This is a genomic window from Mycolicibacterium agri, from assembly GCF_002553505.1.
GTDB classification, from domain to species: Bacteria; Actinomycetota; Actinomycetes; order Mycobacteriales; family Mycobacteriaceae; genus Mycobacterium; species Mycobacterium agri.
The window spans coordinates 21,625-35,806 of the sequence record NZ_PDCP01000059.1; the positions used below are offsets into that span (position 1 = coordinate 21,625).

General features: G+C 67.0%; 11 protein-coding genes. 3 read left to right on the plus strand and 8 right to left on the minus strand.

Annotated elements, in window-relative coordinates; translation table 11 throughout:
* Positions 1-40 precede the first annotated feature (40 nt).
* Positions 41-517: an RDD family protein gene (locus CQY20_RS24685; protein ID WP_097942717.1), complete on the minus strand. Its 477-nt coding sequence runs from the start codon at positions 515-517 to the stop codon at positions 41-43.
* A gap of 120 nt (positions 518-637) precedes the next feature.
* On the opposite strand from CQY20_RS24685, the gene glnA (CQY20_RS24690) reads away from it, so the two are divergent.
* The 3 genes from glnA (CQY20_RS24690) to CQY20_RS24700 all read left to right on the plus strand — a co-directional run bounded on the left by glnA (CQY20_RS24690) (position 638) and on the right by CQY20_RS24700 (position 3,710).
* Entirely contained in the window at positions 638-2,074 is a 1,437-nt protein-coding gene (gene glnA / locus CQY20_RS24690) for a type I glutamate--ammonia ligase (protein WP_097942705.1), read from the plus strand.
* Positions 2,075-2,169: 95 nt separating this feature from the next.
* Positions 2,170-2,685 (plus strand): DoxX family protein, encoded by a 516-nt coding sequence (locus CQY20_RS24695; RefSeq protein WP_097942706.1) that lies wholly within the window; start codon positions 2,170-2,172, stop codon positions 2,683-2,685.
* Positions 2,686-2,753: 68 nt separating this feature from the next.
* Positions 2,754-3,710, plus strand: a complete 957-nt coding sequence (locus tag CQY20_RS24700) for an asparaginase (RefSeq protein ID WP_097942718.1) — start codon at positions 2,754-2,756, stop codon at positions 3,708-3,710.
* A 4-nt stretch (positions 3,711-3,714) separates the two neighbouring features.
* On the opposite strand, the gene CQY20_RS24705 is transcribed toward CQY20_RS24700, so the two are convergent.
* From CQY20_RS24705 to CQY20_RS24735, 7 genes are all read right to left on the minus strand, one after another.
* Entirely contained in the window at positions 3,715-4,575 is an 861-nt protein-coding gene (locus tag CQY20_RS24705) for a TIGR03619 family F420-dependent LLM class oxidoreductase (protein WP_097942707.1), read from the minus strand.
* On the minus strand, positions 4,572-5,207 hold the full coding sequence (locus tag CQY20_RS24710) for a PaaI family thioesterase (protein ID WP_097942708.1): 636 nt from the start codon (positions 5,205-5,207) through the stop codon (positions 4,572-4,574). The genes CQY20_RS24705 and CQY20_RS24710 overlap by 4 nt, the downstream gene beginning before the upstream one ends.
* A gap of 5 nt (positions 5,208-5,212) precedes the next feature.
* The gene (locus CQY20_RS24715) at positions 5,213-8,173 is read right to left on the minus strand and encodes a bifunctional [glutamine synthetase] adenylyltransferase/[glutamine synthetase]-adenylyl-L-tyrosine phosphorylase (protein ID WP_097942709.1); all 2,961 of its coding nucleotides are present in this window, start codon (positions 8,171-8,173) and stop codon (positions 5,213-5,215) included.
* A gap of 30 nt (positions 8,174-8,203) precedes the next feature.
* Positions 8,204-9,544, minus strand: a complete 1,341-nt coding sequence (gene glnA / locus CQY20_RS24720) for a type I glutamate--ammonia ligase (protein WP_097942710.1) — start codon at positions 9,542-9,544, stop codon at positions 8,204-8,206.
* 64 nt (positions 9,545-9,608) lie between these two features.
* Positions 9,609-11,138, minus strand: a complete 1,530-nt coding sequence (locus tag CQY20_RS24725) for an alpha/beta hydrolase (RefSeq protein ID WP_097942719.1) — start codon at positions 11,136-11,138, stop codon at positions 9,609-9,611.
* Positions 11,139-11,227: 89 nt separating this feature from the next.
* Positions 11,228-12,760 carry an alpha/beta hydrolase gene (locus tag CQY20_RS24730; protein WP_207767320.1) on the minus strand — a complete coding sequence of 511 codons (1,533 nt, stop codon included), beginning with the start codon at positions 12,758-12,760 and terminating at the stop codon, positions 11,228-11,230.
* Between the two features lie 58 nt (positions 12,761-12,818).
* Entirely contained in the window at positions 12,819-14,177 is a 1,359-nt protein-coding gene (locus CQY20_RS24735; RefSeq protein WP_097942712.1) for a WS/DGAT/MGAT family O-acyltransferase, read from the minus strand.
* Between the last annotated feature and the right edge of the window lie 5 nt (positions 14,178-14,182).

The following is a 14,182-nucleotide window of genomic DNA, read 5'->3' on the forward strand; positions in this document are numbered from 1 at the left end:
ATCGCGCCTTTTCGTCGATCTCGGCGCTAGAAATCGGCGCTCAGCGCCGCACCACCGCGGTCTTGGTCAACCGGTCGTGCAATCCCCGCAGGTCGGAGTCGCTGATCAGCGCCGGGATTACCAGCGCGATCAGCAGGCCGCGCATCAGGGCGCGGCCGAAGCCGACGTGCAGCCGGTTGTCGGTGGGAACCACCATCAAGCCCAGCGCGAACTGCCCCGGAGTGAACCCGAACAGCCGCACCGACACCGCCCCCAGCAGGAACCAGATCACCAACACGGCCGTCGACAGGTTTTGTATGCTGACCCAGCCAAACGTCATGGCCAGGCCCGCCAAGCCGTAAGCGATCAGCCAGTCGATCAGAAGCGCGCAGAGGCGCCTGCCCATGCGGGCCAGCGATTTGGGCCCGCTCTGGGGTAGACCCAGCCGTTGACCTGGGTAATCATTAGGTCTCTGGTCCTGCGGTCCCGGCCCGACGGGCGGCGGGCCAGACAGCCAGGAACCGAAGCTGGATGGCATGGGGTCCAGCATAGGTCTGGCCGAATTGCGTAACGTCGGCGCAACATGCGGTTGACTGCCGCGCAACATCGTGTTCATAGCGTCATGCCGCGGGTTAACCAGAACTAAGGAGAGTCTTCAGTGGCAGAAAAGACCGCCGACGACGTCATGAAGCAGATCAAGGACGAGGAGGTCGCCTACGTCGACATCCGCTTCTGCGATCTGCCCGGTGTCGTCCAGCACTTCTCGATCCCGGCGTCGGCGTTCGACGACAAGGTGTTCGAGGACGGATTGGCGTTCGACGGCTCGTCGGTCCGCGGCTTCCAGTCCATCCACGAGTCGGACATGATGTTGCTGCCCGACCCGGCGACGGCGCGCATCGATCCGTTCCGCGAAGCCAAGACGCTGAACATGAACTTCTTCGTGCACGACCCGTTCACGCGCGAGGCGTACTCCCGCGACCCGCGCAACGTGGCTCGTAAGGCGGAGAACTATCTGATCAGCACCGGCATCGCCGACACCGCGTACTTCGGCGCCGAGGCCGAGTTCTACATCTTCGACTCGGTCAGCTTCGACTCGCAGATGAACGGCACGTTCTACGAGATCGACTCCGAGGCCGGCTGGTGGAACACCGGTGAGCCGGTCGAGTCGGACGGCAGCGCGAACCGCGGCTACAAGGTGCGCCCGAAGGGCGGCTATTTCCCCGTCGCGCCGTATGACCACTACGTCGACCTGCGCGACAAGATGTGCACCAACCTGCAGAACGCGGGCTTCGTGCTGGAGCGCGGTCACCACGAGGTGGGCACCGCGGGGCAGGCGGAGATCAACTACAAGTTCAACACGCTGCTGCACGCGGCCGACGACCTGTTGCTGTTCAAGTACATCGTCAAGAACACCGCGTGGCAGGCGGGCAAGACGGTGACGTTCATGCCGAAGCCGCTGTTCGGCGACAACGGCTCGGGCATGCACTGCCACCAGTCGCTGTGGAAGGACGGCAGCCCGCTGTTCCACGACGAGTCCGGCTATGCGGGTCTGTCGGACACCGCGCGGCACTACATCGGCGGCATCCTGCATCACGCGCCGTCGCTGCTGGCGTTCACCAACCCGACGGTGAACTCCTACAAGCGCCTGGTGCCGGGCTTCGAGGCGCCGATCAACCTGGTGTACAGCCAGCGCAACCGGTCGGCGTGCGTCCGCATCCCGATCACGGGCAACAACCCGAAGGCCAAGCGCCTCGAGTTCCGCTGCCCGGACAGCTCGGGCAACCCGTATCTGGCGTTCGCGGCGATGATGATGGCCGGTCTGGACGGCATCAAGAAGAAGATCGAGCCGCAGGCGCCCGTCGACAAGGACCTCTACGAGTTGCCGCCGGACGAGGCCGCCAGCATTCCGCAGGCGCCGACGTCGCTCTCGGCGGTCATCGACAAGCTCGAGGAGGACCACGACTACCTCACGGAGGGCGGGGTTTTCACCGAGGACCTGATCGAGACCTGGATCTCCTACAAGCGGGAGAACGAGATCATGCCGGTGCAGATCCGTCCGCACCCGTACGAGGTGGCGCTCTACTTCGACGTCTAAACCGAAGTCGCATCTGGGCCGGGCGAGCACACATCGCCCGGCCCTTTTGCGTGTCGAGCCTGTGAACATGCTGCGAGCCGGGGTTATGGTCAGATATGGCGAATCTCGACGCCCGCTTGGCGGGTTATCACTCCCCTGTGTTGAGCGCTTTTCGCATCATCTTCGGCCTGCTGTATACGATGCACGGCTCGCAGAAACTGTTTGAATGGCCGATCCCCGCGGCCGGGCCCATCGCGGTCGGCGACTGGCCAATGTGGTGGGCGGGGCTGATCGAATTCGTCCTGGGCATCATGATCACGCTCGGAATCTTCACGCGCATCGCGGCATTCATCGCCTCGGGCGAGATGGCGTTCGCGTACTTCTATCAGCACTGGCCGCCGCTGTCCGGCGGCGCGAAGGCGAGCTTCTGGCCGATCGCCAACGGCGGCGAGCTTGCGGTCATGTTCTGCTTCGCCTTCCTGCTCCTTGCGACGACGGGCGCGGGCGCACTTGCGGTGGATGCGCGTCGACGCCCCATGGCGCGAGGGACGGCAGGGACCAGAACCGTCGCAGGAACGGCGGCGCCTGCTCCGCGCCGCCGCGGCGGCCTCTTTGACCGCTTCCGCCGGTGAGACCCATACGCACGACGCTGTTGGCCATCGCGGCGACCGCCGCACTCCTTGTCGGCGTGGCCGCGCCGATACCCGCGACCGCGCAACCGGAGTCGGCACAACTGGTCGTTATCACCACCGGCGGAACGATCGCCACCAGCACCGATCCCAGCGGAGTTCGGCGGCCGACCGTCGCCGGCGAGGAGCTGGCCGCGGGCCTCGACGTCGAGATCGTCGACCTGATGCAGAAGGACAGCTCGCAGCTGACACCCGCCGACTGGGACGCCATCGCCGGCGCGGCCAAGAACGCTGTCGCAAACGGCGCCGACGGCGTGGTGATCACGCACGGCACCGACACCATGGAAGAGACCGCGATGTGGTTGGACGTCACCTATCAGGGTGACGCGCCGATTGTGCTGACCGGTGCGCAGCGCAGTTCGGATGCGCCCGACGCCGACGGGCCGAAGAACCTGCGCGACGCGCTGACGGTGGCGGCCAGTCCAGCCGCGCGTGGTCAGGGCGTGATGATCGTGTTCGCAGGCAACGCATTTCAGGCGCTCGGTACCCGCAAGATGGACACCCAGGCGTTGTCGCCATTCGGCGGCACACCGCCGGTGGGTTCGATCGCGGGTGATTCCTTCACGCTAAACCATCCCGCGCGCCGGCCGTTTGTCGCTGACGTGTCGGCGGTGAGCGCGCCGCGGGTGGACATCGTGTCCGCCTATCCTGGCGACGGTCCCGGCCCCATCGATTCCGCGGTGGCAGCGGGTGCGCGCGGAATCGTGTTGGAGGCATTGGGATCCGGTAATGCCGGTGACTCCGTCGTCGACGCGGTGCGCAGGCACGCGCCCGCCGGTGTGGCGTTCGCGATCTCAACTCGCGTTCCCGCCGGCGAAGTCATTCCCGAATACGGCCCCGGCGACGACATGGTCAAGGCGGGCGCGGTGATGGTGCCGAACCTGCGGTCCAGCCAAGCGCGCGTACTGATGATGGCCGCGATGGCTGCGGATCAACCCGTCGGCGACATCATCGCCCGCTGGGGCTAGCGCCTCAGTTATCCAGCGCGAGGTCCTTGCGGAAGCGCTTCATGCCGTCGATCTTCTCGGCGAGCGAAGCGTCCTCTCCGGAGTAGAATATCCACGGCTTTGTGATGATGCCGGTGATGCCCGCAGCCTCGGCACGGTCGTAGTGCTCTCGGGTGAAGGCGTTCGTCAGCGGCGTCAGGATCTCGAACCCGTCCATCGACAGGCCGTTGGCCGAACGCATTTCCCGCAGCTTCTCGACCGCCGCGAGTGCATGCTCGGTCGAGATCAGATCGCCGATCCAGCCGTCGTTGCGCGCCGCCCGCCGCAGCGCGATGTCGCTCAATCCGCCGCCGTAGATCGGGATCCGTGGCGGGGTGGGCTCCATCTCCAACCGCGGCGTCTGGTAGAACTCGCCCGAGAACTCCGTCCAGCCCGGCTGCCAGAGCGCGCGGAACAACTCCAGCATCTCGTCGGTGCGCTTGCCGCGCCGCTCGAACTGCTGGCCCATCAACTCGAACTCGTCGCGGCACCAGCCGACACCGACGCCGAGTTCGACGCGACCGTCGGAGATATACGCCGCCGTGCCAATGGCTTTGGCCGCCGCATACGGATCGCGCATCGCCGGGATGTACACCGTCGTCACGAACTTGATCCGCGTGGTCACCTGCGCCATCGCGCCCACCAGCACCCACGGGTCCGGCCACGGTGTGAACGGCTCCCACCGACGCTTGCCGTCCTTCGTGTACGGGTACGGCGTCGACAGCGTCTCGATGTTCACCACATGGTCGGGGATGCCGATGCCGGAGTAGCCGAGGTCGTCTGCGGCTCTTGCGATCTCGATGGCTTCATTGGTCTCGCGGAATGCCGTGCTGACGTAGAACTTCATCCGGCCCCTCGCGCCCACGCCGGCTTGATCCAGATTCCTTCTGCCTCAACCGTTTTGCCGTCGGAATCACTGATGTGCCCGCTGACGAACGTCTTGTAGCCGTCTATCCGCTCGATCGCGGCCTCCGCCCGCAGCCGGCCCAGCGGCGTGCCGCGCAGATACCGCATCGTGATGGTTCCGGTGAACATCGGCTTGGACAGCCCCTCACTTGCCACCTCGCCGAGCACCTGGTCGAGCACGAGCGCCAGCACACCGCCGTGCACCCACCCGGGCGGACCCTGGTACGGCTCCCCCACCTCGAATTCGCTCCACCACAACCCGTCTGGTTCGGTGTGCATGATCAACGGCGGCGCGATCGCATTGCGGAAGCCCGTCACCGGGTTACCCCACACCACCGGCCGGCCATCCACCGCCATGCGCACCACGTCCGCGTCCGCGCTGGCCTCCAGTTTCTCCGCGACCGCCTCGATTGACGCCTGCGCCTCGCGAATCGTCTGCTCGTCAGCGCCTGTGCGGATGCCCGCCTGGACGACCCGGCGGACCGCATCGGTCAGCGGCCCGTAGAGCGCCTGCAGCCGGTTCAGCTCGTCGGCAGAGATCTCCTCAAACGAAAAATCAGCACTTTCAACCACGTGCTCTAACCACCAAAGACTTTCCGTACGACCGCCTTTGCCCGGCGGGTCACTCGCAGATAGTTGTCAAGGAATTCACCGCCGTCGTCGGTGTCCCAGCCGGCAGCAACCGCGACCGCGTTGAGTTGACGGCCGGGGCCCGGCAACTGATCGGTCGGCTTGCCGCGCACCAACACCAAGGCGTTACGCGCCCGCGTCACCATCAGCCACGCCTCGCGCAGCAGTTCCACATCGCCCTCGGGAATCAACTCCGCCTCGTGGATCGCATCCAGCGTCTGCAGCGTCGAGGTGTTGTGCAACGACGGGATCTTGTGCCCGTGCTGCAGCTGCAGCAGTTGCACGGTCCATTCGATGTCGGCCAGTCCGCCGCGGCCAAGTTTGGTGTGCGTGTTGGGATCTGCGCCCCGCGGCAGGCGCTCGGCATCGACGCGCGCCTTGATGCGGCGGATCTCCTGCAGCGCCTTCGGCGACACCCCGCCGGGCGGATATCGCGTCTTGTCCACCATCAACAGGAACCGCTCGCCGAGGTCTTCGTCGCCAGCCACCCGGTTCGCACGCAGCAGCGCCTGAATCTCCCATGGCTGCGCCCATTTCTCGTAGTACTGCTCGTACGACGACAGGGTCCGCACCAGCGATCCGTTGCGCCCCTCGGGCCGCAGACCCGCGTCGACCTCCAAAGGCGGGTCGGCGCTCGGCGTCCCCAACAACGCGCGCACCTGCTCGGCGACCGTGATCGACCACCGCACTGCCGCGGATTCGTCGAGACCCGAGGCCGGTTCGCACACGAACATCACGTCGGCGTCGGACCCGTATCCCAACTCGCCGCCACCCAGCCGGCCCATGCCGATGACCGCGATACGCGCGGGCGGTTCACCGTCCTCGGGTGTGTTGGCCCGGATCACGGACTCCAACGCCGCCTGCAGCACCGCCACCCACACCGACGTCAGCGCCTTACACACGTCGACGACATCGAGCATGCCGAGCAGGTCGGCCGAGGCGATGCGGGCCAGTTCCCGACGACGCAGCGTGCGCGCCGCCGCGATCGCCCGCACGGGATCGGGATGCCGTCCCGCCGACGCCACCAAAGCCCTTGCCACGCCCTCGGGTTCGACCTCGAGCAGCTTGGGGCCAGACGGTCCGTCGGCGTATTGCTGGATGACCTCCGGCGCCCGCATCAACAGCTCGGGTACGTAGGCCGAGGTGCCCAGCACATGCATCAACCGCTTGGCGACCGCGCCCTCGTCGCGCAGCGTCGACAAATACCAGCGGTGCTCGGCCAGATGGTCGCTGATCCGCCGGTACGCCAGCAGCCCGGCGTCCGGGTCGGGCGTATCCGACAGCCAGTCCAGCAGCGTCGGCAACAGCACCTGCTGCACCCGACCTCGCCGCCCGCTCTGCCCGGTCAACGCCGCCAGATGCGTCAGCGCGCTCTGCGGACTTTCGTAACCCAGTGCGGCGAGCTGACGTTCGGCGGCGGCGGTGGTCAGCATCGCCGGTTGGCCCGCCGACTCCAGCAGCGGCTGATAGAAGAGCTTGGCGTGCAGCCGCGACACCCGCATGCTCTGGCGCTTGAGCTCCTCGCGCAGCACTCCGAGCGCGTCGTGCCTGCCGTCGGGCCGCATGTGCGCGGCACGGGCGAGCCAGCGCATCGCCTCGTCGTCGTCCTCGTCGGGCAGCATGTGGGTGCGCTTGAGGCGCTGCAGCTGCAGCCGGTGTTCGAGCAACCGCAGGAACTCGTAGGACGCCGTCATGTTCGCCGCGTCGTCGCGGCCGATGTATCCGCCTGCGCCCAAGGCCGCCAGCGCGTCCACGGTCGACGCCACGTGCAGCGACGGGTCATTGCGGCCGTGCACCAACTGCAGCAGCTGCACGGCGAACTCGACGTCGCGCAGCCCGCCGGTGCCGAGCTTGATCTCGCGCGACCGCTCGTCGGCGGGCACCAGCGACTCGACCCGCCGCCGCATCGCCTGCACCTCGGACACGAAGTCCTCACGCTCGGAGGCCGTCCACACCATCGGCATCAGGGCCTCGATGTATTGCGCACCCAACTCGGGGTCGCCGGCCGCCGGGCGCGCCTTCATCAGCGCCTGAAACTCCCAGGTCTTGGCCCAGCGCTGGTAGTAGGCGACATGCGACTCCAGCGTGCGGACCAGCTGGCCGTGCTTGCCTTCGGGCCGCAGCGCCGCGTCGACCTCGAAGAACGCCTCCGACGCGAACCGCATCATCTCCCCGGCCAGCCGGGTGGTGAGCGCGTTCGCCTCCTCGGCGACGAAAATGACGTCGACGTCGCTGACGTAGTTCAGCTCGCGGGCGCCGCACTTGCCCATCGCAATGACCGCCAGCCGCGGTGGCTCGGCGTCCTCGCCGCACACCGAACGCGTCGCCACCTTCAGCGCCGCGGCCAGCGCCGCGTCGGCCAGATCCGACAGGTGGTGGCCGATCTCTTTGAACGGCAACACCGGCTCGTTCTCCACCACCGGAGCCAGGTCGAGGGCGGCGAGCACCAGCAACCGGTCGCGGTAGAGCGTGCGCATCCGGTGCAGCAGATCGTGTGTGTCCGTAGTGGATTCGACCGCTTCGAGGAATTGGGCGCGCAGTTCGTCGATCGAAGGCGGTGTCACGTCGCCGGCCAGCAGACGCCAGGAGTGCGGATTGGCGACCAGGTGGTCCCCCAGCGCCAGCGACGAGCCGAGCACGCCGAAGAGTCGGCCGCGCAGCGGCTTGTCGGTCAGCAGTATTCCGTTGAGTTCGTCCCATTGCGCGGGGTCGGCCTCGGCCAGCCGGACCATCGTGCGCAGTGCGACGTCGGCGTTGGGGGCACGCGACAGCGCCCACAGCAGTTCGACGTGTGCGTCGGTGTTCCAGCCGAGTCGGTCAAGATCAGCCGGGGCCGTGGGTTCGACCAACCCGAGCCGGCCAACGCTGGGCAGCTTCGGTCGCTGCGTGACAGGTTTGGCCACATCCAAGACCGTAGCGCAGCCCGAATCTCGCCCCTGTCAGAGCGACAGATACGCCTTCAGCTCGAACGGAGTGACGTGGCTGCGGTAGTTCTCCCATTCGGCGCGCTTGTTGCGCAGGAAGAAGTCGAAGACGTGCTCCCCCAACGCTTCTGCGACGAGTTCGGAGTTCTCCATTTCCGCGAGCGCCACACCGAGACTGCCCGGCAGCTCCTTGTAGCCCATCGTGCGGCGTTCCTCGGGGGTCAGGCTCCACACGTTGTCCTCGGCCTGCGGCCCGAGCACGTAGCCCTTTTCCACACCGCGCAGACCGGCGGCCAGCAGCACGGCGAAGGTCAGGTACGGGTTGCACGCCGAGTCGGGGCTGCGCACCTCGATGCGACGCGACGACGCCTTGCGCGGCGTGTACATCGGCACCCGCACCAGTGCCGAACGGTTGGCGAGGCCCCAGGACGCCGCCGTCGGCGCCTCACCACCGTGGACCAGCCGCTTGTAGGAGTTCACCCACTGGTTCGTCACCGCGCTGATCTCGGTGGCGTGCTCCAGAATGCCTGCGATGAACGACTTTCCGATGTCCGACAGCTGCAGCGGATCGTCGGCGCTGTAGAACGCGTTGGTCTCGCCCTCGAACAGGCTCATGTGGGTGTGCATCGCCGAGCCGGGGTACTCGGCGAACGGCTTGGGCATGAACGACGCGCGCACGCCGTCGCCCAGCGCCACCTCCTTGACGACGTACCGGAACGTCATCACGTTGTCGGCCATGGACAGCGCGTCGGCGTAGCGCAGGTCGATCTCCTGCTGGCCGGGCGCGCCCTCGTGGTGGCTGAACTCCACCGAGATGCCCATCTGCTCGAGCGCGTCGATCGCGTGCCTGCGGAAGTTGGGCGCCGCGTCGTGCACCGCCTGGTCGAAGTAGCCGCCGTTGTCGGCGGGCACCGGCACGCTGCCGTCGTCGGGTCCCGGCTGCAGCAGGAAGAACTCGATTTCGGGGTGCACGTAGCAGGAGAAGCCCAGGTCGCTGGCCTTGGCCAGTTGGCGTCGCAGCACGTGGCGCGAGTCCGCCCACGACGGCGACCCGTCGGGCATCGTGATGTCGCAGAACATGCGGGCCGAGTGGTGCTGACCCGAGCTGCTGGTCCACGGCAGCACCTGGAAGGTCGACGGGTCGGGGCGCGCCACGGTGTCGGACTCAGACACGCGGGCGAACCCTTCGATCGAGGAGCCGTCGAAGCCGATGCCCTCCTCGAACGCACCTTCCAATTCGGCGGGCGCGATCGCCACCGACTTGAGGAACCCGAGGACGTCGGTGAACCACAACCGGACGAATCGGATATCCCGTTCCTCCAGCGTGCGCAGCACGAATTCCTTTTGCCGGTCCATATCCGCGAGCGTAGGGACCAGCTGTTAAATCTGTGTTACGCGCGGGATGCGACCATGCACCGACCTAACAGTGCAGCCCTTCCGGCGGCGCCACCAGGTCGACCAGGAACCTCACCACGGCGGTGTCGACGCACGCGTCGCCGTTGAACACCACGGTGTGCTGGGTGCCCTCGAAGGTGATCAGGCGCGCGCCCATCTGCTTGGCCAGTTCCACGCCGGCTTCATACGGCGTGGCCGGGTCGTGCGTGGTGGACACGACGACGACCTTGTCCGGGCCCGGGGACACGGCCGGATGCGGCGTCGACGACGGCGGGACGGGCCACATCGCACAAACATCACGGGGAGCAAAACCTGTGAAGGACCCGTAGCTGAGGAACGGCGCGACTTCGCGGGCGCGTTGGTCGGCGGCTGCCCACACCGCCGGATCGGTCGGGAACGGCGCGTTGACACAGCGGATGGCGTAGAACGCGTCTTGCTTGTTCGAGTAGTGGCCCTGGTCGTCACGGCCCAGGTAGTCGTCGGCGAGCAGCAGCAGGTCGCCGGGGTCGGTGCCGCGTTGCAGCCCGAGCAGCCCGCTGGTCAGAAACTTCCAGAACTGCCGCGAGTACAGCGCGTTGACGGTGCCGGTGATGGCGTCGGAATAGCTGAGCCCCCGCGGGTCGTCCGTCTTGGCGGGCTGGGTGACCAGCGGATCGACCAACTCGTGATAGCGGTCGACCCACTTCGCGGGATCGTCGCCAAGCGGGCATCCCGGTGCACTGGCGCAGTCGGCCGCATAGTCTTCGAAGGCCCGCTGGAAGCCCGCCAGTTGGCGCAGGTTCTCCTCGATCGGGTCGAGGCTCGGATCCACTGCGCCGTCGAGCACCATCGCGCGGATCCGGTCCGGGTACGCCTCGGCGTAGGCGGCGCCGAGTTCCGTGCCGTAGGAGAACCCGAGGTAGTTGATCAGGTTCTCGCCCAGCGCCGCGCGCACCACGTCCATGTCCTTGGCGGTGTTGGCGGTGCCGACGTTGGCGAGGAACTCCGTGCCCATCCGCTCGGTGCACCACTGCGCGAATTGCCGGTAGAGGCTTTCGATGTGGGCGACGCCGGCGGGACTGTAGTCGGCGTTGGGTTGACGACGGTAGGCGTCGAACTCGGCGTCGGTGCGGCAGCGCAGTTCTGGCGTCGAGTGCCCGACGCCGCGCGGGTCGAAGCCCACCAGATCGAACCGGCGGCCGATCTCCGTGTCGGCCAGCGCCGCACCCATCCCCGCGACGGTGTCGACGGCTGATGCACCCGGCCCGCCGGGGTTCACCATCAGCACGCCGATCCGGTCACCGGTCGCCGGAACCTTGATGACCGCTAATTCCGCTTGCGGCCCTTCGGGATTGGCGTAATCGACGGGAACAGACACGGTGCCGCACTGCGCGGCCGGGATCTTGCTGGTGTCGGCGACGAACCGCTCGCAGCCGCCCCACACCGGCGGTTCGCCGTATCTCTCGGTCGCCCGTCCCTCGGGCGTCGCCGACGCCGGCGGGCATGTGAATCCCGCCATCAGCACGCACGCCAGCAGCGCCGCACCACGCCGCCCCGCCCGCCACATGGCAGCCATCGTCGCATGCACACCGCCGTCCGACAGATCTCGCAATCGGACGGTGACCGTTCGGAAACCTTCGTGTGCCTCCTCGTCGATCCCGTTGGTCAGCAACGGGTGTCCGGCGGCGGCACAGTCACGTCGATGAGGTAGTTGGCGACGATGCTGTCCACGCAGGGGTTGCCTTGGAAGGCGACCGTGTGCTGGGTCCCGTCGTAGGTGAGTAGCGTGCCGCCGAGTTGCTTGGCCAGATCGACGCCCGCCTGGTACGGCGTCGCCGGGTCGTTCGTCGTCGAGATCACCAGCACCGGCGGCAGTCCCTTGACCGAGATCTCGTGCGGCTCACTGGTCGGTGGCACGGGCCAGAACGCGCAAGTGTCCATCGGCGCGTTCCCGGTGAACTGGCCGTAGCTCAAGAACGGAGCCAATTCGCGCGAGCGGCGGTCCTTTTCGACGAGCTTGGCCCGATCCTTGATCGGCGGTTGATCGACGCAGTTGACCGCCACTCGCACGTCGGTCGCGTTGTCGTAGTGGCCGTCGGGGCCGCGGTGCATGTAGAGATCGGCCAGCCGCAAGAGCATGTCGCCGCGCCCCTGCTTGAGTTCGTTGAGGCCGTCGGTGAGACGCGGCCAGATGCTCGGCGAATACAGCGGCAGGATGGTGCCCACCAGTGCATCGCTGTAGCCGAGGCCGCGCGGATCCTCGGTCTTGGCGGGCTTGTCGACGAGCGGTTCGACCAGGCTCTTGTAGACCTCGGTCGCCTTGGCGGGGTCGGTGCCCAGCGGGCAGGTCGGATCTTTCGCGCAGTCGGCGGCGTAGTCGTCGAACGCCTTCTGGAAGGCCGCCGTCTGGCGCAGGTCCTCCTCGATCGGGTCGGCGTTCGGGTCGATCGCGCCGTCGAGCACCATCGCGCGCACATTCTGCGGGAACTCTTCTGCGTAGCCGCCGCCGATCCGGGTGCCGTAGGAGTAGCCGAGGTAGGTCAGCTTCTCGTCGCCGAGTGCGATGCGGATCTGATCGAGGTCTTTGACGACGTTGGCGGTGCCGACGTTTTCGAGAAACTTCAGTCCGGTCTTTTCGACACAGCGCTCCACGAACGCCTTGGTCTCGTTGTCGATGTGCGCGATGCCCTCCGGCGAGTAGTCGACCTGCGGGTCGGCCCGCAACCGGTCGTTGTCGGCGTCGGAGTTGCACCACACCGCAGGCGTCGACGCACCGACCCCGCGCGGGTCGAAGCCCACGAGGTCGAAGCGCTCCCGCACCGGCGCAGGCAATGTGGAGATGAGGTTGACAGCCGACTCGATACCGGATTCACCCGGGCCGCCCGGATTGATGACGAGCGAGCCGATCTTCTGTCCGGTGGCCTTGAACCGGATCATCGCGATCTGCGCGACTTCGCCGTCGGGCTCGTCGTAGTCGACCGGCACCGAGAGCTTGCCGCATTCGGCCTCCGGCGGAATCGGCACCATCGGGTCGGTCGAAGCGCACGGGCCCCACTGAATCGGCGTGCCCGGCGGCGGCACCGCGACCAGGGCGCGGCCGTCGACCAGCTTGCTGCACCCCGTTACCAGCAACACACCCAGCGCAGCGGCTAGGATCCCCTTCGTCAGACTCGCTCGCGTGCGCCTTCGGGTGCTCATGGCGCTACATGCTGCCATGAAGACCTATCGGCCCTGGCAGAGCACCGCTTCGGCGGGTCTAGCCGATGCTTCCCACCAGCTCGTCGAGCGCGACTTCGAAGTCATCGGCGAGCTCCCACAGATCTGGCAACAGTTCCGGACACGACACGATGCCCACGTCGAGCTTGCCACTCAGCGACATCACAGTGATGTTCAAACCCGAGCCGTGAAAGATCGGGCCGAGCGGATACATCGCCTTGACTTCGGCGCCCAGGAAGTACAGCGGGATCTGCGGGCCCGGCACGTTGGACACCACCAGGTTGTGCACCGGCCGCGCCTCCCCCAACCGGGTGCGGGCGTACACACGCATCGCGACGCCGAACACCGCGGGTGCGGCGAACTGGGACCAGTCCTGCAGCAATGTCGCTCCGATCGCCGAACTATGTTGTTTTGCAACAGCATTCGACTCCGCGATCGACTTCAGGCGCTCGACGGGCGACTCGATGTGGGTTTCCAGGTTGGAGAACATCCCCGAAACCTGGTTGCGGCCGGGCCGATCCGACTTGTCATGCACCGAAACGGGCACCATCGCAACCAAAGTCGAATCCGGCAGCTGCCCGCGGTCATCGAGGAACTTGCGCAGCACCCCCGACACCAAAGCCATCACGACGTCGTTGACCTTGACGCCGAAGTGGTTCTTGACCTTCTTGATGTCTTCGAGGTCCAGCTGGGCGTAAGCGACGTTGCGGTGGCTGGTGACGTTGGCGTTGAACGCGGTCTGCGGCGCCGCGAACGGCCGCGCCATCGTCAATCCCCCGCGCGCCCGCCGCACGGTGTCGACGACCGAGGTGACCGTCGTCGGCAGCACGTTGACCAGCTTCAATGGCCGGGTGGCGAACCTGACGGCGCCGCTCAACGCGATCTCCAGCTCGCTGGCGCGGCCCACCCCGTCGACCGGCTCGGGCGGCGGCGCGTCGGGCTCGGTGGTGCACAGCTGCGACATCAGGTTGGCGCCGGTGACGCCGTCGACACCCGCGTGATGAACCTTCGTCATCACCGCCAGCCGGCCACCGTTGTGCGCGTCGGTGCCTGCGACGTTCTCGATGACCCACATCTCCCACAGCGGGCGGCTGCGGTCCAACGGCAACGACGCGATATGGCCGCAGATCTCGGCCAGTTCCGCCCGCCCGCCCGGCGACGGCAGGCCGATCCGGTGCAGGTGCCGGTCGACGTCGAAGTCCTCGTCGTCAACCCACACGGGGTGGTCGAGATTGAGCCTGCTGTCGGCGAGTTTTTCGCGGAATTCCGGCATCGCCTTGATGCGCAACGCCAATTCGTCGCGCAGACGATCAAAGGTGTAGCCGCCTGAATCGCCCTGGATTCGCCGGAGGCTCGAGCTATTGGATTCCGACCAGGGGTTGGTCGGTCCGTGATGCATCGTAG

Bases quoted from the DNA above. Each gene is read 5' to 3' on its own strand.
- CQY20_RS24685 (WP_097942717.1), bottom strand. From the start codon at position 517: ATGCCATCCAGCTTCGGTTCCTGGCTGTCTGGCCCGCCGCCCGTCGGG.
- CQY20_RS24695 (WP_097942706.1), top strand. From the start codon at position 2,170: ATGGCGAATCTCGACGCCCGCTTGGCGGGTTATCACTCCCCTGTGTTG.
- CQY20_RS24705 (WP_097942707.1), bottom strand. From the start codon at position 4,575: ATGAAGTTCTACGTCAGCACGGCATTCCGCGAGACCAATGAAGCCATC.
- glnA (WP_097942710.1), bottom strand. From the start codon at position 9,544: ATGGACCGGCAAAAGGAATTCGTGCTGCGCACGCTGGAGGAACGGGAT.
- CQY20_RS24725 (WP_097942719.1), bottom strand. From the start codon at position 11,138: ATGGCTGCCATGTGGCGGGCGGGGCGGCGTGGTGCGGCGCTGCTGGCG.
- CQY20_RS24730 (WP_207767320.1), bottom strand. From the start codon at position 12,760: ATGAGCACCCGAAGGCGCACGCGAGCGAGTCTGACGAAGGGGATCCTA.
- CQY20_RS24735 (WP_097942712.1), bottom strand. From the start codon at position 14,177: ATGCATCACGGACCGACCAACCCCTGGTCGGAATCCAATAGCTCGAGC.